Below are 23,678 nucleotides of genomic sequence, written 5' to 3'. Positions count from 1 at the left end.
TAAAATTGCTCTATGTAACAAATACATTTATCTAAAAATTACTGTAACTATCGAATATTCACTTCTTGCAAATAATTTACTTGCTGAAGATATTCAATGTTAGTATCTGAATTTTTAGAGACAAATGAATTTGTTCTTTTTGCAGAAGCTATCTTTTGATTGCTAGTCTGCACGCGTTGCTTTTGAGTATACTCATTCAATTTAACTTGAGCTTGAGCATAAACCAGAGCATCTTGGGGAATATTTCGGAGAAATTTCACAGCCCGATCAAAATCACCGATAGATGCTTTTTTGTAAGCGTTCTGTAAAAAATAAGCTGCTCTGATTTGGCGCTTTCGATTGTACTCAGCCAGCTTTTCTTGAACTAAAGCCCCCGCACGACTTTCTTTAGGAATTTCCCGCAGATATTGTAATGCAGTAGAAAAATCTCTGATCTCGGCACTTTCGTAAGCTTTTGCTAATAAATCTTGTGTCTGTGCTTCAATGTTAACGTATGCTTGATGAACTAGTTTATCTGTTTTAGATTGCCAATATGAAATATTTGGAATTTGAGAAACAGCATCAAGAACATCTGACCATCGGCTCTCATGAAAAGCTATTTGAGCTATTTGGTATTGTTGTGCAGCAGCTTGCCATTGCTCTTGCCATTCTTCAATTGTGGCTTGAGCTTCTGGATAAACATTGCTGTGGGAGGGAATTGATTTAGCAAGTGCGATCGCTTCTTGCAAATCTCCAGCTTGATATTCTTTTGTTGCTTGATATAAAGTATCTGTTTCTGAGTATGCTGGTGCAGTATTAACTAAAGAATATACACCAAATCCCATCAATAAAGAATTAGCTGCTAGTCCGACTTTCATTCCTGTCAATAACGGGGATGATGTGACAGATGGAGGATTTTGAAAATCATTATCCTCAATGGCAACTTCTGCTAGAAAAAATTCAGAATCTTCCTCTAATATTTCTGGTGGCTGATCCCATATTATTTGTTTAAGTACCCGCAGTACCTCAGTCGCAGACTGGAAGCGATTTTGAGAATCGTAACGGATCATTTGGCTGAGAACAGCAGCTAGATAATCGTTAACTGGCGTGTTTTGAGAACGCCAAAAAATTTCATTAGTATGAGGATCAACTTTTAATTGTAATGGTTCTAACCCAGTTAAAGCCTGGATAGCAATCATCCCCAAAGCATAAATATCGCTGTTAGGCTGTGTTTGTCCAATAAATTGCTCTGGTGGTATGTATCCCAATGAGGTGACAGGAATCCTATAAATCGGCAATTCCGCACCTATGCCAAAATCGATAGACTGGATTGAGCCAAAGTCAATCAAAACTAACTTGCCATCGCTATTACGTCTAATCAAGTTTTCTGGTTTGATGTCACAATGGATCACGCCTTGAGAGTGAACAAATTCTAGAATACTTAAGACATCTATCAGGAATTGTACAACTTCCCTTTCACTCCACAGACACCCCCACTGTTGAGCAATGGGCAATTCCGCAGTCAGCGCATGTCCTTCAATTAGCTCTTGTACTAAATAAAACTGGCTGTTTTCTTCAAAACAGGCGATAAATTCAGGAATTTGTTGATGGCTTCCTAGAAGCTTGAGGGTTTCAGTTTCAGTTAGAAACATTAACCTCAGCATCTCCAAGTAGCCAGGTTCGAAACTGCTAACTTTTATCTGCTTAATAACACATTTAGGATTCTGGGGAAAATCTACGTCTACAGCTATGTATGTTTGTCCAAATACCCCTGCACCCAGGCTTTGGACAATTTGGTAACGCTCTTGTAATAATTTACCGATTATGTGGTTGGTCATGACCTGGTTACTCAGTAAGTCCTTATTATTTAGTTTTTCTGACATTCCCTCCTGTTTCCGGAATGCTTTAGAAATAAATCAAGAGAGTTTTGATACCTTAAATACAAGTTTAATTTTTTAAGTATTTTTGCGTAAAAAAAGATAATTTTTTATTAAAGCCAATACTTCACAACTTCTTTGCGAAGTATTGACTATGCTGCATTCTTAACAGGGAGATTAATTAACCATCTGCTGATATTCCGGTGCAGTAAGCTGATAATTGCAGTTTTTCCTTACAGCCAAGAAACTTTAGCGACCTGCTTGAAGATTATGCCAATGAGCCAGTTAAATAGCGAGAAAATGACTATTAAAAATATGATTTCACCCAGGATAATTAGTATATTCATCGTTTTGGGTAGAAGTATCAAAAAAAAAGGCTACCATATCCTCGAATTATTGAAGAATTCGGGGATATGGTAGCCCGAAATAATTAATAAAACGGACTACTAACCGAGAGAAATACAATCAACTTACTGAATTTATATCTTGTAAGATAAGAGTTTATTTAGTAAGGTAAACCGTTGGGAAACAGAGCTGCTATACGTTTTTCACGGAGTTTAACTGTCTCTAAATAGATTTCTTCAATCTTTTTCAACTCATCTTTGGAAATATTGAGTATTTTGGCTGCTTTGAGGACAATAGCCCGTTCTTTTTCGCTATATTCGCCATCAGCAGCACAAGTTTGTATGGCATCAAGAATTAAGGAACGTCTTGTTTCACTGATGACAGGATCTCCTTTAAATACTGTTTCTAAATCTTCGTCAGCTTTGTAAGCTTTGAGCTTTTCAATAACTTCAGAATCGCGGTTATAGGCAGAGGCATATCCAATCACCCAATCTCTTTCTGCATCTGCCAATGTGCCATCACCATTAGCACAAATAAGCATCGCTTTAAAGTAAGCTTCATAAGATGCGTTTAATGGAATTTCTGAAAAGCCAAACTGTTCATTGAACAACCATTTAATGCCTAAATCCGTCTCTATTTTTGCTGTATTTGTTGTCATGATTATGACCTAGGATTACTTGAATTTATTTATGTTTGTCAATTTTTATTATTACATAAATAGCTATTATGATTATTAAAAAATGTTATTTATTCTATTTTATTTATTTTAAAAAATAGCATGGCAAGCAGTAGCTTTTAAGCTTTCAAGGCTACTGTTTAATTAACTAGATTTCTAGTTTTTAAGATAAATAAAATTCTACTTTTGAGAAGATAAAAAGCTTTGGCTAGGCACATTAGGCAGTAAAGTTGGCTCGATACCTGCTTTTTCCATGATATCTAAAGCATACTCGTATTTGACTTTGTACCGTTTTTGTTTACTGTAAATAGCGTACTGGTCTTGATAGTTGGGAGGGGTAAAATTCACGGTGATCGTATTTGCCCCTGCTTGCAGTCCTTTTAATTGACCATCTTGTCCTAATAAAACATTAAGAGCGCTTACACTAGGTATCATAACTTTTGGCATCATAATTCTGGCTAAAGCCATCCAATTTAAAGTCATACTGGCGTTGCCCGGACTCATTTGAGCTAGTGGAGTACCTTTACCAGGTACAAAAGGAGATGCACTACACATCTGAATTTTCTTCTTTATGGCAAGTAGAAGGTCATTCGCCAGCATCTTTGGAGTTTGTTCAATTTCGATTTTTCCATTAGCATTTACTGCTTTTAAACCGACAATTGTTCCGCTTCCCACCTCATATCCTAAACTTAATAAATCATCGATTCTATCTAGGCGATCGGATAAACTATATCCTCTAGCCTGGTTGTGTAAATTCCAATTGCTCGTTTCAAATTTAATAATGTATTGATTTGCACCAGCTTCTTTGAGTATTGTGTAATCTTCTTTAGGTTTATCGCCAAGATTCAGAAGGATGATGACGTTATTCTCAAAAAGCTGTCTAATTTTAGGTATGGCTCTAGATACGGTTTTAGTCGTTGCTTTGATTTCACCTGCTTGAATGAATACAATGGGAATTTTCGCTTCTTTGATTTCTATAGCGGTTTCTAATATTTTTTCGCTAGAAAAATTATAACGATCTCCTAATTCTTCATTTTCAATTCTCATTGGACAATAATTACAACTCCTTTCGCAAGCATTAGTAATCTCAATCACACCTCTCAAATTTCCTTTATTTTCCAAATACTTGTGACGCACATATCTTGCTAGTTCAAAAAGCATTTGCTGATCGTTGTCTTCAAAATGAAGTATTTCTTGGAAGAGTGATTGGAAAAATTGTCTGTACTCTTGGGATTCTGTTGATTCCTTTTCTAGATATGGACTTTCAGTAATAGCATCAATTTGGATGGCTGCTAAAAGCCGCTCTTTTTCCTGTTCTGAAATATCTAGTAAAGTTTCAATCAAATTTTGCTTCATTTCATTTACCTTAAGACTATGAGTGTTCTGCTAACAAATGATTTACCAAGCCTCTTGGTGGCGGGAACGGAGACTTAGTTTTCCTGTTGTCTGTTGCCCGTTACCTATTCCGTTTCATAGACGAATAGCCTCAATCATGCTGATTGGAGGTGCTACTGGATAAATTTTTGTCAATGAGAAGCCTGCTGTTTCTAATAGGACTTGATACTCAGCTTCAGTCCGTTCACGGCCGCCATAATTCACGAGCATCTGCAAGTCGAGGAGTTTGCCAAAGAATGGTTCATTGCCTTGAGGTATAACCATTTCGACTAGCAGCAATCTGCCGTTAGGCTGCATCGCTTGGTAGCAATTTTTCAGGATGGCGATCGCTCTTTCATCATCCCAATCGTGAACAATATACCGCAGCAAGTAAGCATCTCCACCTGTGGGTACTGACTCAAAGAAGTTCCCGCCAACTAATTGACAACGATTTTGTAGTCCCAAGTCTTCTATCAAAGGCTTGGCTTGTGCAACTACATGGGGTAAATCAAATAAAATCCCCTGCATTGTCAAATTTGCTTTAAGAATCGAGGTCATTAAAGTACCATTTCCACCTCCAACCTCAATTAAGTTGTGGATGGATGAGAAGTCGTAACCAGCTGCGATCGCCGCATCTTGTTCACCAGAAATACTACTTATAGCTTGAGTGTATATTTTAGAAGCTGAAGGGTCAGTGGCTAGGTAATCAAATCTCTCCATTCCGAAGATATTTTTGAATACAGGTTTTCCGGTTTTGATACTTTCAAGTAGATGTCCCCAAGGTTGCCATTCCCAGGCTTGACCAGACTTGATAGCATAACCACGTAAGGAATCGGTGCGATCGCTTTGCAAACTTTCGGCAACAGGTGTCAATTCAAAGTAGCCTGAATTACCTTCAGCAAATATACCAACACTGGCAAGGGCGCGTAGTAGTCGGTAGAGCGATCGGGCATCTACACCAGTTGCTGTTGCTAATTCAGCATAATTTTTAGAACCATCTTTGAGTAAATCGGCAATACCAAGTTGAGCAATCACATAAATACCTTGGGTAATCCAAGCACCAGCGATCATTTGCTTTAATGTTTGTGTAGTCTGCATCTCATTTTTTCTTGTAGGATGTTGTAATTGAGCTTGAAACATAAACACCTAATGAACAAAGTGGTTTCTAATAAGGTTTCTTGAGCTATTGAAAAGCAATCAGAAAAATTCAAATCAAATAGCCTATGCTAGGTTTTTTATTTTGAATTACTTCCTTCTCTTTCGCTATTTTGTAACTAAGCCAAGCCAACCACTACGAATAAAATACGAGAAATAAGTATTGAGCAGTTGAGCATTTACAGGCGGACACACTATGGAACTAACTGATAGGGCATTCTGTGTCATCAAACAACTAATTTTTGGGTAAGTTGATTGCTGATACCACTCTGAAATACCTAGTTTTTCTTGAGACAACTGCTTTTGATAAAAAGGTAAGAGATGATATAAAGGGTTTTCTTTAGAGCGGACGGAATCATTTACCTGTATTTCCCAATCTTTATAGTCAATATGCTTCACTGGATAACCAAAACTGCAAATAAAATCTGTTAGTTCTCTCCAAGAAATAGGTTGAGGATTATTTAAGTGAAAAGCCTTGCCAAGAGAATCTTTTTGCTGTGATAAATACACAATACTTTGGCTGAGGTAATCCACAGGGGCTAAATCCAAGGTGTCAGTGATGTCTGTCATACTCCCCATTTGTATACAGCCTTTGATGGTGCGGCAAATTACATCATTTTTATACCAGGCGCCTGTTTGACTATGACCGGAAATAAATGGTGGTCTATAAATCACAACTGGAATACCGCGATCACGTGCTAACATCACTAATTTTTCTCCCACCCATTTACTCTGGGAATAAGCTAGTTTCATTCCCTCACTATGAGCAAGTCGATCGGATTCACTTACGACTTTTCCTGCATAAGCTGGTGACTCAAAAACAGCAATAGTAGAAATATAATGTACGGGCTTGATTTTTACATAACTCGCCAATCTCAATATTTCCTGAGTTCCCAAAACATTGGTAGGCTTTAATGCTGAGTAGGGATAAACATAGTTAATCCAAGCAGCGTTGTGATAAATCACATCAATAAGGCTGCTGATATTTTGAAAATCTTGTGATGACAAACCTAACAGTGGTTGAGATAAATCACCCAACACAGGAATAATTCTATCAGCAAAATTATCATACCAAATTCCATAGGATTCTAAGTTATTTTGAATCCTCATCTTCCCTGATTCAGCATCAGTAGAACGTACCAAGCAATAAACATCCGCCTGGGTTTTTAATAGCAGTTCTTGCAGTAAAAAAGCTCCTAAAAAACCTGTAGCTCCAGTTAATAAAATAGCAGCAGGCTCAGTTACAAATGACTCAGATGGATATTCAGGAAATATAGTAGAGTCCAAAACAACCTCTGAATTTAAATCTATTGTTAACTCAGCAGGCGATTTTTTTGCGATAATTGTGTTTTTTGCTGCTAGTTGCTGAAGTAACAAATTTACCAATTGGTTGATATTGGAGTTACCCAGAAACATTTCTATGGGTATATCTACCCCTAATTCAGTATCAATACGATTCTTCAAATCGATATTCATTAGAGAATCAAGCCTCAGTTCATGCAAAGGCTTTTCTATATCCAGATGATGAGATGTATTGATACCTAAAACTTTGGCAAATTGCTCTTGAATGTAAGCAATTAATAGCTCTTGACGTTGACTGTAACAAGCATTATCTAACTGTTGTAGAAACTCCAGTTGTTGCTGCAATGGCTGCTCGTCGGAGGATGCTTCTTTAATCTTTATCAGTTCTTGTTCTGCCAATATGCGGCGCAAAATTTTGCCAGAAGGTGATTTGGGAATTTTGTCCACAAATTCAAGTCTGCGGATCATTTTATGTGGTGCAACTTGCCCAGCGACAAACTCCATAATTTCCTGTGCAGTGGCAGCGGCTTTTAGTACGACAAAAGCTTTGGGAACTTCCCCACTACTAGGATGAGGACTCTTGACTACACAAGTATCAGCGATCGCGGGATGACTCAACAAGACTGCTTCTAATTCGGCTGGTGCTATGGAGTAGCCATTACACTTAATCAATTCTTTGATGCGATCGACTATGTAAAAGTAGCCGTCTTCGTCAATATAGACAATATCGCCGGTGTGAGACCAACCATCTCGATCAATTGTGCTGGCAGTTGCGTCGGGATTATTCAAATAGCCTTTCATAAGCTGTGGCCCCCGTACCCACAACTCCCCTGCTTGATTAAAACCTAATGGTTGTTGGGTATCGACATCTACGATTTGACATTCCACATGAGGGAGACATTGACCTACTGAACCAGGCTTGATTTTTTCACGTTCATCTGGAGTATAGGTGGTCACAAAGGTTTCTGTCGTTCCGTATGCTTGCTTTACAACGCAATTAGGAAGACGCTGTTCGCACTCCTCGATCAATTGATGGCTTAGTGGTGCTGCCCCAGAAGTCAGCACCCGCAAGCTCGAAAGATCGTATTTATCTACTATTGGCTGCTTTGCTAATGCCAGCAAAATTGGCGGAACGATGTGGATACGGGTGATTTTATGCTTTTCAATCAGGCTTAGAAAGGCCTCTAAATCAAAGTGCGGCATCGTCACAACAGTAGCACCGCAAGCCAGGCTATAATTCAGCATTACCAGTCCGTAGGCGTGAAAAAAAGGTAAAACTCCGATAATTGCATCAGCCTCACTGACTGGTTCGCAGTTTTGGAATTGGTGAAAATTGGCCACAAATGAATGGTGAGTGTGCATTACACCTTTAGGCATACCAGTAGTGCCACTAGAGTAGAGCAAGGCTATCAAATCTTTTTGTGGATTGATCTGTACTTGTGGTGTCTCTCCTTCACCTTCTAAAAGCACAGAAAATGAGGTAGCTCCAGCTGCTTCACCAAATACAAATACTTCCTCTACCTTTGACTGACCAATCGCTTCTAATGCATGCCCTACAAGGTCTGGGATGGTGATGAGATATTTTGTACCAGCATCATTGAGTTGATATGTAAGCTCTTTTGCTGTATGAGATGGGTTGATTGTAGTGATGATCCCACCTAAAGTTGCTACGGCATGGAAAGCGATCGCATATTCGGGAAGGTTAGGGCTGTAAATAGCCAATACATCACCCTTGCAGAAGCCGCGCGCCGCAAACCTACCAGCAACTCGACTAATGAAGTCTGCTAGTTGTTTATATGTTATTATGCTGTTAGTTAGCCCTTCAATGAGGGCTGGTTTGTCCGCTAACTCTATTGCTCGTTGCAATACAAATTCTGTCAGTGGCTGTTTAGGGATAAAAATGTCAGGGTATGGACTACCAAAAATCATTAGAATTTATTTTTTGAGCAGATATTTATAGGACAAAACTTTTCATAGCTAATTTCAGCAAGCGGAACTAATAAAGACTTGTTTAAACGTTCCAGATGCTTGCTGTGACTTGTAAGTAGACTTTAGTTTGCTAGTTGTTGTGGTTGCCATTGTTTAAGCTCTCCAAATTGATTGGAATGCATAACACCACACTTTATCTTTCTTAACGTCTCAGACTTTTAATAAGAATGCAAGAACAGTTAAGACACTTAAGACAGTTAACACGATATATAATATATTCAGATAGATATTTTATATTTTATAGGTTTTACTTAACCTTCCTCAATTATTTGTGAAAAAGAATCTTACCTAAACAACTTAAGGAAAAATAAAAAATTTGATAATGCGTTATGTGCATTACCATCTTTTGGCTAAATTACAACAGCAATAAAATGGCACTAATACACTTTAAATATCTGTCTTAAAGAGTTGCTGTTTGAGCGATTATTCTTTTACCTTGACCTTTTTTTAATTAAAAATTAAATTAAAAATTAGTGAAGAATAATAATTTTTAATTAATTAATTAATTTTGGGTACAAGCCCCCACTGATAGCGCAGCGTAAAGCCTTCGGCATGGCTTCGCTTAGAGCGAGTCCGCGTTAGCGACGCAGGAGCGTCGCGTCTTGCAATTTCTAATTTTACATTTTTAATTTTTAATTGGAGCGAAGCGACTTGACTTCTGCCCACCTAATAACAGGAAGCGCATTTGTTTTTGAATTTTTAATTGTTTAACTATTGATTTCTTCATCTTGTTCAACTACTTCAGATTTATCTTGTAACGGCTTCACCACGCGCGCGATCGCTTCTTGAATAAAAGCTTTAATAAATTCATCTCGGCGATTAATTTGAAACTGTTTCTGAACAACTTCCGTCATTCCACCGTCACCCCAATCTTGATCGTGACGAAAATATTCAATAAAACTTTTACCAGCAATTCGCGTTAAATAAGCTGCTGTCACACCTTGAATCGCCCTACCAATAAGAAAGGTGGCAACATTGAGTTGCAACGCTGTAGATAATAATTGAATTGCTCCCTTGACAATGCCCAAACTAGCAATAGTTTTCGCTAAAGAAAGGGCTAACTCTCGTCCCCGTTCCATATTCAATTCACAGCCGTAGACTCTGCCAATTTCCACAACCATTTGAGCGTTGACTGCGGCTGTCGCCAATAAATCCACAACTGGTATTGGCGTGACTGACACCACACCAGCGCCAATCCACTGAAATCGTTCTACGATTTTGTCAGCTTGACGGCGACGCTGACCATCGATAAGTTTTCGCGCCTCGTCTCCCAATCGCAGAGATTGCAAAAGAATGTTATCCGCCACCAAATCTTCACCTTCGGCGCGTAAAACAGCAGCTGTGCGCCGCAGTAAAGGGACAATATCGGGTTCCGGCTGGTAGGTTTCGCCGGTTTCTAGTTGTGCAGATTGGGGATTAGCTGCGATCGCCACTACATCATTAGTAGCAATAAATCCCCGTACCCGTTGACGCAACCTAGCGAGGATGGATTCTTTATCTTCATCTGTATATAAATCGGTTTTGTTGAGAACTAGGAGCGATCGCTTACCAATTTCAGCCAATCCCCGCAACGGCTCATATTCTGAGCGTCGTAAGTCATTATCCACCACAAACAACAGCAAATCTGCTTCTGTTGCCAGTTCTCGCGCCATTTGTTCCCGTTCCGTTCCCGCCACACCCGCTTCTAAAATCCCTGGCGTATCTGTAATTAAAATCTTGCGTTCTAATCCCTTCAACCGCAGACAATAGGTTTCTCCAACCTGGGTTGTACCCATCGGTGCATCCACTTGACCCACCATGCGTCCCATAATCGCATTCACTAGGGAAGTTTTGCCAGCACTCCCCGTACCAAATACCACTACTTGAATTTCACCGCGTGCTAAGTTCGCTTCAATCTCGCGCGATCGACTTAATAAAGCCTGACGTGTGACTTCATCTTGAATTTGCGCTACCTGTTGGCGCACAGCTTGGAGAGTTGTAGAAGCAGCGTCAGATTTAGCAGCAGGAATTTGCGCCGCAGTTACTCGCTTGGGGTTGCGGCGCGATCGCTTTTCCCCAGATTGAATTACCAATACATAATAGACAAAAGCCGCTACCAAGGCTCCTATAAGAACAATCAGCAGCAACAGCAGCAAATTGCCAAGCAACGGCGAATAGGACAATTGCCAATAGAGGCGTGATAGGGAATCAATTAGCCATAGGGCTAGCCCCAAAATGACTATCAGACCAACAATTAGCGTTACTATGCGCGACAGAGGCATGGCTAGGAAAGATTAGTGGGTATTTCAGTAGGTAGATGCTTCTGATCTTAATAGTTTCACCTTGATTTCTCACTAGTGAGAAATTAAGGAGTGTGGGAGGCGTGGGAGGTGTGGGAGGACGGGGAAAAAGTCTTACCCCCCACACTCCCCACACTCCCCACACTCTCCTTGCTTCCCCTCCCCTTCTTCTACCCCTCCTTATTCAGTAGGCAGATACTTCTAATCTTCATAGTTTCAGTATTTTTGACCAGGGTAGAAAAAAGTCCCTTTTGATAAACTGAGAGCGCATTTTCGATTAAATATGTTCTCTCTCATTTGCGGCTGGATTTCTTGTCTTTGATGAAAACCACCTAGTAAAAAATTCAACAGCGAGTAATACCATGACTGCGATACCTAAATTAAAATATTTTAACTGGGTTCAACAAAGATTCCATCGCCTTAGTATTCGGCAAAAAATTTTTTATGGATACGGTTTGGCTTTGGGAGTTGCAGTTTTAGGAACGACAGCAGGGTTGGTAATAGGCGATCGCTACTTTCAACAAGCCAAACAGCAGATTATATTGGTAGACGAAGAAGGAAGCTTGTTAAGTAGTTTACAAGGCAAACTGTTGGAAATACAGATCCACCAGAAAGAAATAGTGCCTTTTTTGCAGCAGCCGCAAGCGTTACAAAGGGGAATCTCTAATTTCAAAACCGATCTAGCGGATGCAGAAACGTTGATTTCTCAGGCACAAGAATTTAGTCAAAGCATTTCCCAAGAGGATTTACAAGCTCTGCTTACAAAGCATAACAGCAAAATAGCCGAATATTTTGAACAACTCAGGTCGCTGATTCGGCAAATTTTGCCATTAAGTTCACAGTCGGAGGGAGCTATAAAAGCAGAGCAATTAATCTCCAAATTCAGCCAAAGTCAGGATGCTCTAAAGTTTTATCAATTTGCCCATGAGTTAACCGACTTTGCAAAAACACTTCAAAAACGCCAAGAGGAAGCTCATCTAGCCCAGAATCAGGCTGCACTCATCCAAGCTCAGATTATTCTTGGTAGTATGCTGCTGTCAGTAGCGATCGCTGCTATCCTAGCTTTCTACACCAGTACAATCATTGCTTATCCGATTAAAGCGGTGACAAATATCGCCCAGAGAGTTAGCCAAGAAGCCAATTTTGACTTGCAAGCGCCCGTAATTACCCAAGATGAAGTTGGAGCTTTAACTAATTCCCTTAACCAGCTAATTCGACAGGTGAAGCACCTTTTAGAAGAACAACAAGCTGAGTCCCAAATCCGACTAATTCAAAGTGAAAAAATGTCTAGTTTGGGAAGAATGCTGGCTGGTGTTGCCCACGAAATTAATAATCCTGTAAATTTCATTTCTGGCAACCTCGTACACGCGAAAACCTATACTGACGATTTATTCGCATTACTGCAAGTATATAAAGCCGAAGTTCCTCAGCCTTCCACTGATGTACAAAATCTAGCAGAAGAAATTGATTTGGAGTTTCTAGAAGTCGATTTGCCAAAACTCTTTAATTCAATGAAAATTGGCGCTGAACGCACGCGAGAAATTGTCCGAAGTTTGAAAGATTTCTCTCGTTTAGACGATGGAGAAGCACAGTTAGTCGACCTACACGCTTGTCTAGATAGTACATTATTGATTCTGAATAATCGCCTGAAAAATGGCATTAACCTTGTTCGCAGCTATGGAGACATTCCCGCGATTCCAGGTTATACAGGTTTACTTTATCAAGTATTTATGAATCTTCTCAGCAACGCACTTGATGCTTTGGAGCAAAAATCAGATGAAAATCCCGAATTTCTCCCTGAAATCACTATTATTACAGAATGCTGGGAGAATAATTTGGTGATAGTGCGAATTGCCGACAACGGCCCTGGTATTTCACCAGAAAATCAGAAAAAGATATTTGAAACATTTTTTACCACCAAACCACGAGGCATTGGTACTGGTTTAGGGCTAGCGATCGCATATCAAATTGTGGTAGAAAAACATCAAGGTAAGATTACCTGCCAATCTGAGTTAGATAAGGGTACAGAGTTTGCGTTGGCTCTGCCCACCGCAGGTATCGCTCTGCCCATTTCTCATCCTTGAGTTAGTAGCTTTTCAAAGTTAATTTTTTCATAATAATCAACAGCAAGTATAAGGTTGCGTGTTTAAATCTTTTAGGGGACTGACGAAAGTTTGCCTACACAAACACTTCAAGCCAGTTTTGGCAAGCTTTTTGAGAACAAAGGGAGAAATAAATTTATGGGACTTTTCGATCAGATTCTTGGTGCAGTTGCTAATCCCAATCAACAGGGAAGCTTAGGGCAACTGGGAGGAATTATTAACACTGTACAACAATTAAGCCAAAGTACTGGTGCAGACCCTTCTACCATTCAATCAGTCTTGTCAATTGTGGGTGGTCAAGTGCGTTCCGCTTTACAAGACAAGCAAGCCAGAGATGGTAATGAAGCCGCGCAAAGTTTAGTGAATCAATATGCTGGGACTTCACCTAACCCCCAAGCCGTCAATTCACTGTTTTCTCCTGAAATACAACAACAGGTAGCTCAGGTTGCTGCCCAGCGCACTGGATTGGATGCTGGTATAGTTCAACAATTGCTACCTTTAGCAGTACCTTTAGTCCTGAATTTTTTGCAATCAGGTGCAAATGCTCAAAATCCCCAAGCTGGCGGAAACCCTGTACTGAATTCCTTCTTGGATGCTGACGGCGATGGTGATGTAGATATTGCTGATGCCATCCAAATGGCTAGTCGGTATATGAGACAGTAAGTAAGTTGGCACAATAAAATCAAACTATGTAAATAAAAAGGAACTAGGCTAAAATCCTTATACCTATTTCCTTATCTCAAAGACAATTATTTACGCCCACTTACTTAATACTTTTCCTAACTCCAAACTCCCATTTGCTCAGACATCGGCAATTGGGCCTTGCTAGATATTTAGCTAAAGCATAGGCTGAGAAGATGAGAAATTTGTATGTGAATATAAATCAGACAGTCTATGTCTAAACTTTTTGACTGTATTACAGACGAGCTGCAAGACTTTATTGCAGCTCAACACCTTTTCTTTGTTGGCTCTGCACCCTTGAGTCCTACGGGTCATGTTAATCTATCTCCTAAAGGTTTAGGATGCTTTCGCGTTCTCTCTCCCAAGCAAGTAGGTTACGTAGACCTTACAGGCAGTGGTAACGAAACCTCAGCCCATTTGCAAGAAAATGGGCGGATAACCTTCATGTTTTGCGCCTTTGAAGAACCTGCGTGTATCCTGCGTCTTTACGGTCAAGGAACCACGATTTTACCGAGTTCTCCAGACTGGGACTCTCTGTACTCTCTGTTTTTACCAATGCCTGGAACTCGCCAAATTATCGTCGCTGATATTGAAAAAGTACAGACTTCTTGTGGTTTTGGCGTACCACTTTATGAATATAAGGGTCAGCGCCAGACTTTAGTAAACTGGGCTAGTAAAAAAGGTGAAGAGGGAGTTAGAGAATATCAACAGAAGAAAAATCTTGTCAGCATTGACGGTTTACCAACACCGCTAAGTAAATTATCCTAAATTTTACAAAAGCGGACTTGGGGGCATGAGTTATGGATTATTCTATTCGTCCATTGATACAGGAAGATGAGCCTTTTCTCTGGCTTATGCTTTATGAAGCAGCGCATATGGAAAAAGAAGGTAATCTGACAGTGCAGGATGCTATAAATAATCCTGATTTGGCAAAATATGTTAAAAATTGGGGATGTAAAGATGATAGCGGCTTTATCGCTATTCTAGAAACTAGTAATCAGCCAGTAGGATCTGCATGGCTGCGTCTATTGACAGGTGAAAATAAAGGATATGGCTATGTTGACGATCAAACTCCTGAACTAGCTATTGCCATTCTTCCCCAACATAGAAATAAAGGTATAGGAACGCAGTTACTCACACATTTGTTAGCAGCAGCCCAAACATCTTATTCATCAATATCACTTAGTATCAGATCGACAAATTCAGCCTTGAGTTTATATAAAAGGTTTGGCTTTGAAGTCGTTCTTGGTAGCGAAATAATCAATCGAGTTGGTAGCATCTCTTTTAAGATGAAAATTAATTTTTGAAATAGTTTTAAAATCCTCTCTTGATTTTGATTTTGCGTTTAGGAAACTACAAAAAATAAATTATCCAATCTTTGTACTTCACTACGATTTTCCCTTCCCCTGCTCCCTGCCCTGAAAGCGATGGAATATTTTTTTATTTGGAAGTCCCTTATGACCCTTTTGGGTTAGTGTCACCAGCAATTATTGCTTGAAATAAGTTTCCAAGTAAAGAGAAAAATGCTGAAACTAACACTACCAGCATCAAACTAGCAAGGGTACCAAAGGGAGAAATGATGAATAAGAGTAACAGTGCAAGCATCAAAATCGTTAGTAATGTCTTATTCATCTTTTTTCATCTTTAATAGTTGCTATTCTCAAGTTAACCAACTAATCTATGAACTAGACCACAGTCAATAGAAGGAATTAATCTTAGTTCTCTGGTAAGAATTTGCAAACTAATTGAATGCCAAAGTTTAATTTATAAATCAAAAATCGAACCACTATATTTTTGCAGTCATAGCAATTTCTGATTCTCTAGCACAGCAGTTACAAAAAATTCTCTTACACCTTCTCCTTTGCTGCTGGCACAATGCCCAACTTATTTAAACCTGCATCGATTTCTTTAAGTAGTTTAAAATCCTCCTCTGGTAAAGGATAGCTGCTACTGCTGAATAAACCCCCACTAACAGCAGGCTGCTTTTCCAAAAAAGAGAAAGCTTGACGAAACTGATACGCTTGCGCTTTTATCGGTGCATCAAAGTGGCAAGGAATAATCCACTCGAAATCCCAACTTGCAACTTTATCAGCCCAGTCAATAGTTTCCTTCGGTGCGCGGTTGAGAATCAACGTCTGTAAAATTGGTGCAACAAACAACCGCCCATTACCTCGCAGGGCATCAAACGATCGCAGCCAATCTGGATGCCATTGAAAGGGGTACAATCCAAAATAAGCTTTCCTTGAGCGTTCTGGGGCTTTCAAGGCATCTTGAAACACCTGATTCCATTGGGGTATATTTAGTGCGCTTGGTTGAAAGTACAAAGCAAACAGACAGATACGCTGCCAACCCTTACGGCGATTTACCTGAATGTCTGCAACAATATCAGAAGCACGATCCTTGGCATGGAATAGTAGGGGATATGGATCTAATAAAACGATCGCAGGTGGATCGTCTGGGATAGAGAGTACAGAATCGGTTACTAAAAGAGTATGCGATCGCTTGTGAAAAAAAGCAACTTCTGCAAATCGACCAGGGCCAAGGTCGATGGGGCCCAGCATTGCATAATCAAACTCGTCAGCAAAAGGGGTTTTGCTACTATCTTCTGGGAGTACCTGAGTCCGTTTTGGGGGTAAACCAAGCCAGCTAAGGGGCAGATTTAGCGGGAAACTCCACTGATGGGGAGCCACAAACACCTGTGCAGTTGGAAAATATCTGGCGAAGGGGCCGACAAAGACTTTGTGTTCTATACCGGAGATAGTCGGCAGAATAATGTACTCAACATTACCGTGTTCCGCCACCAACTCATTCACAAGCCGGATGCACTCTGGGGTTGGTGCAACAGGCGCATAGATAAGAAGACCTCCAGCTTCGAGTTTAACTACAGTCATGCGAATCGGCACAACAACGTAGAAAATGCCCTGAATCTGGTCAAAATTCCAGATTGTGTCCTTAACCACTTCTTTGCGGATTGTCTGCCGCCTGCCATAAGGGTAGAGTGGCAGAACAGGCCATAGTTTCCATGAAAAGTCTTTTGGATGTATCTGTTGTGCATTGACTATGCGTTCATCATCAGCCACTCTGCGACCCCTCCAAATTCCCTGCTCAAATTGTTTTTATTTACTATCCCCAAAGTTGGAGTTTAGCAAATTATTGAGATAATCAGATCAATTATTAATTCATAATTGTAATTCGTAATATTTTCGGTATAGTTCATTCACGATAAAAATCATGAGTAAATATAAAATTTTAAAACCCGATTAAAGTTACACTTTTAGTCAATACTTTTTGTTACCTAATCCAACAATAGATGTAGTAGCTGAGTTTGAGTACAGCTATGCTCTACAGAGCTAGAATTAGCAAGATACTTTGCTGATATTAGCTATTTAGAATTTTCGCAAAATTATTTACAGCGCAATATAAAGCTTTTTAAACCGACGGCTGAGATATCAATCAGAGAATTTATGATTGCTCCTATCCTTGCTTAAATTTGCGATCAAATCATCTGAGGCTTGACCTAAGTTGAAAAAGAATTCCCAGTCTTCAACTGAGAACGAGACAATCTCTAAAAGCTGCATCTTTGAGGCGGTGGTGGCTTACAAGCTATCTACACCTTAGCAGATGGTAAGCTATTTCACGATCCAGAGTATGGTGATTCACTACTTAACAATGTAGAGTAAGGGAAAAGTTATCTTACAAAAAAATAATTTGGCCTATGTCATTGCAAATCAAAATCAACTACCCAGAGACACTTCCAGATGCCTTACAACAGACACGGGAACAATTTGAAGAAGAGGCTAAATGGGCGATGGCAGTAAAACTATTTGAAATGAAACGCCTGTCTTCTGGTATGGCAGCTGCACTAGTAAATACAGATCGAGTTTCTTTTTTACTTAATTTGCATCATTATGGAGTAGCTATGATTGATTTAACAGAAGATGAACTTCTTGCCGATCTAGAGAATGCCTAACACTGAGATCATCGTCATTAATACTGCTCCTCTAATTAGTCTAGTAGCGGCTCTTGGTAATTTAGATGTATTGCAGCTATATACTCAAGTACTAGTTCCTTTTGAAGTTTGTCAGGAATTACTTGCTGGAGGTGCAAGCGGGTTTGCAGTCACAGAATTTGAGGCAGCAACCTGGCTACAAAAGTGGCAAATTCCACTTAATATTTCACCTCTTTTGCTCAACTCGTTGGATTTAGGTGAAGCATCTGTAATTCAATTAGCTTTAAATGAAAGTATTAAAACTGTGTGTATTGATGAGACTGTTGGCAGACGGATTGCTAGATTGAGTGGTCTGACGCTCACAGGTTCTATTGGTATTTTGTTGCGTGCCAAAAAGGAAGGATATCCTGTGTTAATGCGACAAGCTATTGAGCGTATGTTAAACAGAGGTATTCGACTCAGTGAAACTGTCATCGCTGTTGCACTTCAGCAAGCAGGAGAGACAGACTAATTCTATTTTCTTTCGGTGATTCTAAGCAATAATGCTGACTACTATAGCGGTTTTTTTTCGACGTAATATCCAGTGGGGAATATTCCTATGCCGTTACAAATTCTACACCAGTTCGCCCAATTGCCCACGCAACTAAAAACAAAATAGCGATGAGTCATTACATTTTAAAAGCTACTAAGGAAACCGTGCATCTGGGTGGTTTCTCCCATCTGTTAAAACCAGCGCTCACTATTGATTCTGGTGATACGGTTGATGTGGAAACTTATACTGGTTACTACGTTTACGACAAAGCACCACCTGAATTTGTCACACCAGAATTTCTCAACATCTGCCAAAATCTTCTACCAGAACGCAAGATTGCTGGGGGGCCGCATTTACTCACAGGGCCGATTTATGTGCGTGATGCCGAACCAGGGGATGTTTTAGAAGTACAATTAGATGCGATCGCACCTAGTGTACCCGTTGGCTTTAATGCCATTCGTACAGGTTGGGGAGCTTTACCACATCAGTTTCCTCAACCTGCATTGAGATTCATTCCTCTAGATTTAGTCAACAATATCGCTGAATTTCCGGCGGGTACTGGCATAAAAATTCCCCTAAAACCGTTTTTTGGGATTCTTGGTGTCGCTACTCCAGAAACCTCTCGAACTTCTGTGCCACCAGGTTCTTACGGTGGTAATATCGACAACCAGGAATTACAAGCTGGTTCTCGTTTATTTTTGCCGATTTTCGTACCAGGTGCATTATTTTCTATTGGTGATGGGCATTCTGCACAGGGAGATGGCGAAGTAAATGTCACCGCCATTGAAACTTCCATGAATGGTAGAATTACCCTCAAACTTCGCAAGGATTTACAGCTAACAACACCAATTGCCGAAACTCCAACTCATATCATTACAATGGGGTTTGCCCAAACCTTAGATGAAGCTTTAGAACTGGCTTTAAAAAATATGATTGATTTTCTGGAACGCTTCACCAACTTGTCGCCAGAAGATGCTTACGTGTTATGTAGTTTAGCTGTGAATTTTCACATTACTCAAGTTGTGAACAGTCCTCAAAAAGGCGTGCATGGAATGCTACCCAAATCTATTTTGTCTAATACGGTAAATTTGTAAGTTGCAATATATCAACCATTTTTATGTCTAATATCTTGATCCAACTGTTGTTAATCGGTTTAGTTTCTGGCATTGCTGGTGGAATGTTTGGTATCGGTGGCGGCGCAATTATGATTCCGGCAATGGTGTTAGTAATTGGTTTGGATCAGAAGTTAGCTACAGGAACATCTGTGGCTGCTCAAATTTTGCCAATCGGGATTTTAGCAGCCTTGGTTTACCATCGCAACGGTAATCTTAATATCAAATATGCCCTGATTATTGCAGTTGGTTTAATCGTGGGTAACTTCTTCGGGGCATTGTTTGCAAATCAGCCGTTTATTAGCAGTGAGTTGATGAAAAAGCTGTATGGCATCTTTGTGCTAATGATAGGTATTCGCTATCTACTGTCAAATTGAAGAATTTAATTAAGCTTCAGCAATATCTTTGTTAAGTCATCGCCTAGCTTTTCAATAGATTGTTGCTGTTTAGGATCTTTTAACGTGCCATCAGGATTAAAGGCTTCGTAAGCTTTGGGTACGGCTACCTGGTCAGGAAGTACCAAAACTTTGATGTTTCCCAAAATAGAGCGCAAATGAACCAACCCCCGCAAACCACCAAGAGCGCCTGGGGAAGCGCTCATAATACTAGCAACCTTCCCTGCAAAAGCAGCCAACGGTGCTTCATTTGGGGCTGGACGGGATGCCCAGTCAATGGCGTTTTTCAAAACTGCTGTGAGTGAACTGTTATATTCCGGCGAAGCAATCAACAATCCTTGATGAGAAATCATCAAGTCCTTAAACGTGCGGGCGTTGGCTGGTAGTCCTTTTTGAGCTTCCAAGTCTTCATCAAACAGAGGTAGGGGCAAATCGCGGAGGTCTATATAAGTCACTTCTGCGCCTGCTGCCTTAGCGCCAGCCGCCGCGATTTTTACCAGTTTTTTGTTGTAAGAATCAATCCGGGTACTGCCAGCAAAGGCGAGGATTTTCGGTGGAGATGCCATAATTCTAGGTTGAATGGGAATAATTAACCTGTTCAGCTGCATTATCCTGTTTTCAGGCGATCGCTATTTGCTACCTTTAGAGTTTCTTTACAAACTTTCTCGTTATGGCAAATTGGTCTGACTCTTATCTCGGCAAGTTACGACAAGCTGTAGGCGATCGCCTACTTCTATTATTTGGCGCACGCGTGATTATTGAGGATAATTTGGGGCGTGTTTTGTTGCAAAAGCGAAGTGATTTCAAACTTTGGGGGCTACCTGGTGGCTGTCCAGAAGTAGGTGAATCTGCCGAAGAATGTTCAGCACGAGAGGTTTTTGAAGAAACTGGTTTAACGGTTAAGCGTTTTGCAGCTGTGGGGTTTTCTTCCAACCCAGCCTTTGAAACTGTAACCTATCCCAACGGCGATCGCGTTCAAACCTTCATTTTAATTTTGCGAGCCGTTGAATGGTCAGGCAGCCTCGCTTGCTTAGATGGAGAATCGCTGGCGCTGGAATTTTTTGATTTGGCGGACTTACCGACGTTAATGCCAAACGATCGCCCCGTTTTAGAAAAGTTTCAAGAATACAAAAAAAGCGGCGAATTTCTGATGTTCTAAAGCATTTTTTCTAAGAACTGCTTGGCGCGATCGCACTGAGGATTTTGGAAAAACTCACTAGGAGTAGTATCTTCTGCTAGAATCCCCTGGTCGAGGAACATAATTCGATTGGCAACAACTCTTGCAAACCCCATTTCATGAGTGACAATCGCCATTGTCATACCAGATAGCGCTAAAGCTTTCATCACTTCCAACACATCTTTGACCATTTCTGGATCTAATGCAGAGGTGGGTTCATCAAACAAAATCATCTCTGGTTCCATTGCTAATGCCCGCGCGATCGCAACTCGCTGTTTCTGTCCCCCCGATAGTTTGGACGGGTACACAGACACTTTTTCTTCTAAACCTACCTTAGCAAGCAATTCTAAGCCATGTTCTTCTGCTTTTTGCTTGTTTATTCCTTTCACCTTTATGGGTGCGTAGGTGACATTTTGCAGCACATTCATGTGGGGAAACAAATTAAAATGTTGAAATACCATCATCAAATGCTGCCGTACTTTAGCGATGTTTGCCTTGGGATTGGTAATTTCTTGGTCGTGAAAGTAGATTCTGCCTCTGGTGGGTTGTTCTAGCAAGTTTATGCATCGCAGAAAGGTAGATTTACCTGAACCAGAAGGGCCTAATATGGCAACCACTTCGCCTTGGTAAAACTCAGTGGAAATATCTTTGAGTACATCCAGTTTGCCAAAGGATTTACATAAGAATTCCGTGCGAATTACTACATTACTCACTTTCGCGTAACCTCCTTTCTAAAGCCGATGCACCCAAAGTCATACCCATTACCAAAACATAGTAGATTAACCCTGCAAATAGCAGTGGTTCAAAATAAATATACTTATTTGCACCAACGATTTGGGCGCTGCGTAATATTTCCACTACCCCAATCGTTGACACCAGCGCGGAATCTTTGAGCAATCCAATAGTTTCATTCACCAATGCTGGGAGAATGTTCTTCAATGCTTGGGGTAAAATCACATCCCACATCATCAACCAATAGGGAACACCCATAGACATCGCCGCTTCACTTTGTCCTTTATCCACTGCTTGAATCCCACCTCTGATGGTTTCCGACATATAAGCGCCAGAATTGAGGGTAAAAGTTAGCACCCCAGCCTCCAATGCGGAAATGTCATAGCCTGTAAGCTGCGGTGTTGCGTAGTAAACCAATGCCAACTGTAATAGCAAAGGTGTACCTCGAAAAACAGAGGTGTAGGCGTTAGCAACCCAGGTAAGCGGCTTGATGCCAAGAATTTTTAATAGAGACAGAATTGTTCCCCAGATTAACCCCAAGGTTACAGATAATAGCGTGAACAACAAAGTTAAAGGGATTCCCCGCAGAATAAAGGGAATATCGGGAAGAATTCTGGTGAAGTCGAGATTCAATCCGCCTTTGGTAGGAGTTGAGGATGCAGGGTTAGCGGTATTCTCTGAAAACCACTTGGCGACAAGTTTATTCAATGTGCCATCGTCCTTCATTTGTTGAAGAACTTTGTTAAACGGTTCTACAAATGAAGAACCTTTAGGAAAAGCGATCGCCGAGCCACTTGCTTCCTCTGACGGAATAGTATTAAATTCTAAATCTGGGTTAGCTTGGGCAAATCCCTTCGCGACGGTATCCTCAACAATTGCGGCATCAATTCGCCCAGATTTGATTTCTTGAACTACTTCCGGCACTTTGTTGAGTTGCTTTAGCTGAATACCTGAAACTTTTTTAGCAATTTTCTGAGCATTTTGTTCTTGGATCGTTCCTAATTGTACCCCAAGCTTTTTTCCTGATAAGTCTTGGGGTTGTTTCAAGTTGCTACCTTTAGGAGCGACAATTGTATCTTTAGCTTCGTAATAAATAATTGAAAAATCAATATTTTTCTGACGTTCTGGAGTCGGAGTCATCCCAGCCATGACAAAATCAGCGCGATTTGCTTGAAGTGCAGGGATTAATCCATTAAAATCGGATTCCATTATTTTAAGTTTAAACCCTAATTTTTCAGCAAGGGTTTTGGCTATATCTATATCAAAGCCAACGATTTGGCGATCGCCTCCTTTCGTATCATAAAACTCATAAGGGGGATAATCTGGAGAAGTAATCATCGTCAGCGTGTCTTTCCCTAAAGGTGAAGCAGCCTTTAGAGAATTACTATGTCCTGCAATGATACTGATTCCTACTACTGCTACAACCAGTATCGCTGATAGCCATACTTTTTTTTTCTTCATGAAGTTGATAAGTATATAAATTTCATAGCTATCAAAAGATTTTAGTGTGGCTATAATTTTTGTGCAGAAGCTTTTGAATCTACATTTGCTTTGTTGTTAAGACTCCTTAAAAATAGACAGGTATGGTTCATAAATAAAAGCTCGGTTACGTTTATTTCCAGTAACTTCTTCTACAATTCCTATATTACATAATTCTCTGACTAAAATGTTAGCGTTAGTGTATGATAGTTGGGTAAATTCTTGAGCCATTTCTATATTAAAAACTGGCTTGTAATAGAGTTTTTAGAGTAAAGCTATAGCATTACCTGCCTTTCGATTTCCCATTCGCTCCATTACTATTTTACGATGATATTCTTTTAAATTAACGTAAGGATTCAGGTCTAATATTGAGGAAGTAAAGAAGGGCGAGACAGGGAGTTACTAGAATTAGCAATTAAAGCCTGGGCAAAAAAATCAATGGCAGACCTAGCTTAACGGCGACAAGTCTGTACCACGGTCAACAAATTAGCAGTATGCTGAAACCGCTCCATTGAACGGGAACCACCACTAACTTTACGTTTT

20 protein-coding genes and 1 pseudogene are annotated in these 23,678 nt (G+C 40.2%); 9 read left to right on the top strand and 12 right to left on the bottom strand.

Annotated elements, in window-relative coordinates; all coding sequences use genetic code 11:
* Positions 1-47: 47 nt before the first annotated feature.
* From H6G86_RS18905 to H6G86_RS18880, 6 genes are all read right to left on the bottom strand, one after another.
* Positions 48-1,817, bottom strand: a complete 1,770-nt coding sequence (locus H6G86_RS18905) for a serine/threonine-protein kinase (RefSeq protein ID WP_190935585.1) — start codon at positions 1,815-1,817, stop codon at positions 48-50.
* Positions 1,818-2,361: 544 nt separating this feature from the next.
* Entirely contained in the window at positions 2,362-2,859 is a 498-nt protein-coding gene (locus tag H6G86_RS18900; RefSeq protein ID WP_190935584.1) for a TerB family tellurite resistance protein, read from the bottom strand.
* Between the two features lie 198 nt (positions 2,860-3,057).
* Positions 3,058-4,233: a biotin synthase BioB gene (locus H6G86_RS18895; RefSeq protein ID WP_190935583.1), complete on the bottom strand. Its 1,176-nt coding sequence runs from the start codon at positions 4,231-4,233 to the stop codon at positions 3,058-3,060.
* 114 nt (positions 4,234-4,347) lie between these two features.
* Positions 4,348-5,391: a methyltransferase gene (locus H6G86_RS18890; RefSeq protein WP_190935582.1), complete on the bottom strand. Its 1,044-nt coding sequence runs from the start codon at positions 5,389-5,391 to the stop codon at positions 4,348-4,350.
* Between the two features lie 123 nt (positions 5,392-5,514).
* Positions 5,515-8,637 (bottom strand): thioester reductase domain-containing protein, encoded by a 3,123-nt coding sequence (locus H6G86_RS18885; RefSeq protein WP_190935581.1) that lies wholly within the window; start codon positions 8,635-8,637, stop codon positions 5,515-5,517.
* 767 nt (positions 8,638-9,404) lie between these two features.
* On the bottom strand, positions 9,405-10,958 hold the full coding sequence (locus H6G86_RS18880) for a YcjF family protein (RefSeq protein WP_190935580.1): 1,554 nt from the start codon (positions 10,956-10,958) through the stop codon (positions 9,405-9,407).
* Positions 10,959-11,338: 380 nt separating this feature from the next.
* Between H6G86_RS18880 and H6G86_RS18875 the strand changes: the two genes are divergently transcribed.
* The 4 genes from H6G86_RS18875 (at position 11,339) to H6G86_RS18860 (ending at position 15,066) form a co-directional block, all read left to right on the top strand.
* Positions 11,339-13,060: a sensor histidine kinase gene (locus H6G86_RS18875; protein ID WP_190935579.1), complete on the top strand. Its 1,722-nt coding sequence runs from the start codon at positions 11,339-11,341 to the stop codon at positions 13,058-13,060.
* A 156-nt stretch (positions 13,061-13,216) separates the two neighbouring features.
* Complete coding sequence (locus H6G86_RS18870; protein ID WP_190935578.1) at positions 13,217-13,741, top strand: DUF937 domain-containing protein; 525 nt, start codon at positions 13,217-13,219, stop codon at positions 13,739-13,741.
* A gap of 231 nt (positions 13,742-13,972) precedes the next feature.
* Positions 13,973-14,527, top strand: a complete 555-nt coding sequence (locus H6G86_RS18865; RefSeq protein ID WP_190935577.1) for a pyridoxamine 5'-phosphate oxidase family protein — start codon at positions 13,973-13,975, stop codon at positions 14,525-14,527.
* Positions 14,528-14,559: 32 nt separating this feature from the next.
* Complete coding sequence (locus H6G86_RS18860) at positions 14,560-15,066, top strand: GNAT family N-acetyltransferase (RefSeq protein ID WP_190935576.1); 507 nt, start codon at positions 14,560-14,562, stop codon at positions 15,064-15,066.
* 148 nt (positions 15,067-15,214) lie between these two features.
* On the opposite strand, the gene H6G86_RS18855 is transcribed toward H6G86_RS18860, so the two are convergent.
* Together H6G86_RS18855 and H6G86_RS18850 are read right to left on the bottom strand one after the other, a co-directional pair.
* On the bottom strand, positions 15,215-15,391 hold the full coding sequence (locus H6G86_RS18855; RefSeq protein WP_190935575.1) for a hypothetical protein: 177 nt from the start codon (positions 15,389-15,391) through the stop codon (positions 15,215-15,217).
* 215 nt (positions 15,392-15,606) lie between these two features.
* The gene (locus tag H6G86_RS18850; RefSeq protein WP_190935574.1) at positions 15,607-16,839 is read right to left on the bottom strand and encodes a DUF4336 domain-containing protein; all 1,233 of its coding nucleotides are present in this window, start codon (positions 16,837-16,839) and stop codon (positions 15,607-15,609) included.
* Between the two features lie 635 nt (positions 16,840-17,474).
* Here H6G86_RS18850 and H6G86_RS18845 point away from each other — a divergent pair.
* The 4 genes from H6G86_RS18845 (at position 17,475) to H6G86_RS18830 (ending at position 19,729) form a co-directional block, all read left to right on the top strand.
* Positions 17,475-17,729, top strand: a complete 255-nt coding sequence (locus H6G86_RS18845; protein WP_190935573.1) for a UPF0175 family protein — start codon at positions 17,475-17,477, stop codon at positions 17,727-17,729.
* Positions 17,722-18,219 carry a PIN domain-containing protein gene (locus H6G86_RS18840; RefSeq protein ID WP_190935572.1) on the top strand — a complete coding sequence of 166 codons (498 nt, stop codon included), beginning with the start codon at positions 17,722-17,724 and terminating at the stop codon, positions 18,217-18,219. The genes H6G86_RS18845 and H6G86_RS18840 overlap by 8 nt, the downstream gene beginning before the upstream one ends.
* A 149-nt stretch (positions 18,220-18,368) precedes the next feature.
* Positions 18,369-19,334 carry an acetamidase/formamidase family protein gene (locus H6G86_RS18835; protein WP_190935571.1) on the top strand — a complete coding sequence of 322 codons (966 nt, stop codon included), beginning with the start codon at positions 18,369-18,371 and terminating at the stop codon, positions 19,332-19,334.
* A 23-nt stretch (positions 19,335-19,357) separates the two neighbouring features.
* On the top strand, positions 19,358-19,729 hold the full coding sequence (locus H6G86_RS18830; protein ID WP_190935570.1) for a sulfite exporter TauE/SafE family protein: 372 nt from the start codon (positions 19,358-19,360) through the stop codon (positions 19,727-19,729).
* Positions 19,730-19,734: 5 nt separating this feature from the next.
* Here H6G86_RS18830 and H6G86_RS18825 read toward each other — a convergent pair whose 3' ends face one another.
* Complete coding sequence (locus tag H6G86_RS18825; RefSeq protein ID WP_199338338.1) at positions 19,735-20,355, bottom strand: NADPH-dependent FMN reductase; 621 nt, start codon at positions 20,353-20,355, stop codon at positions 19,735-19,737.
* A 62-nt stretch (positions 20,356-20,417) separates the two neighbouring features.
* Between H6G86_RS18825 and H6G86_RS18820 the strand changes: the two genes are divergently transcribed.
* Positions 20,418-20,906 carry an NUDIX hydrolase gene (locus tag H6G86_RS18820; RefSeq protein WP_190935569.1) on the top strand — a complete coding sequence of 163 codons (489 nt, stop codon included), beginning with the start codon at positions 20,418-20,420 and terminating at the stop codon, positions 20,904-20,906.
* On the opposite strand, the gene H6G86_RS18815 is transcribed toward H6G86_RS18820, so the two are convergent.
* From H6G86_RS18815 to H6G86_RS18805, 3 genes and pseudogenes are all read right to left on the bottom strand, one after another.
* Complete coding sequence (locus tag H6G86_RS18815) at positions 20,903-21,637, bottom strand: amino acid ABC transporter ATP-binding protein (RefSeq protein WP_190935568.1); 735 nt, start codon at positions 21,635-21,637, stop codon at positions 20,903-20,905. The two genes, H6G86_RS18820 and H6G86_RS18815, sit on opposite strands and share 4 nt — an antisense overlap.
* Entirely contained in the window at positions 21,630-23,117 is a 1,488-nt protein-coding gene (locus H6G86_RS18810; protein WP_190935567.1) for an ABC transporter permease subunit, read from the bottom strand. The genes H6G86_RS18815 and H6G86_RS18810 overlap by 8 nt, the downstream gene beginning before the upstream one ends.
* 380 nt (positions 23,118-23,497) lie before the next feature.
* Positions 23,498-23,678 (bottom strand): annotated as a pseudogene (locus H6G86_RS18805) (IS66 family transposase); the annotation flags it as partial.

It is taken from the genome of Nostoc sp. FACHB-133 (genome assembly GCF_014698055.1).
Taxonomy (GTDB): domain Bacteria; phylum Cyanobacteriota; class Cyanobacteriia; order Cyanobacteriales; family Nostocaceae; genus Nostoc.
Note: the sequence above shows the minus strand (reverse complement) of the source record. Positions and strands in the feature narration are given on the sequence as shown.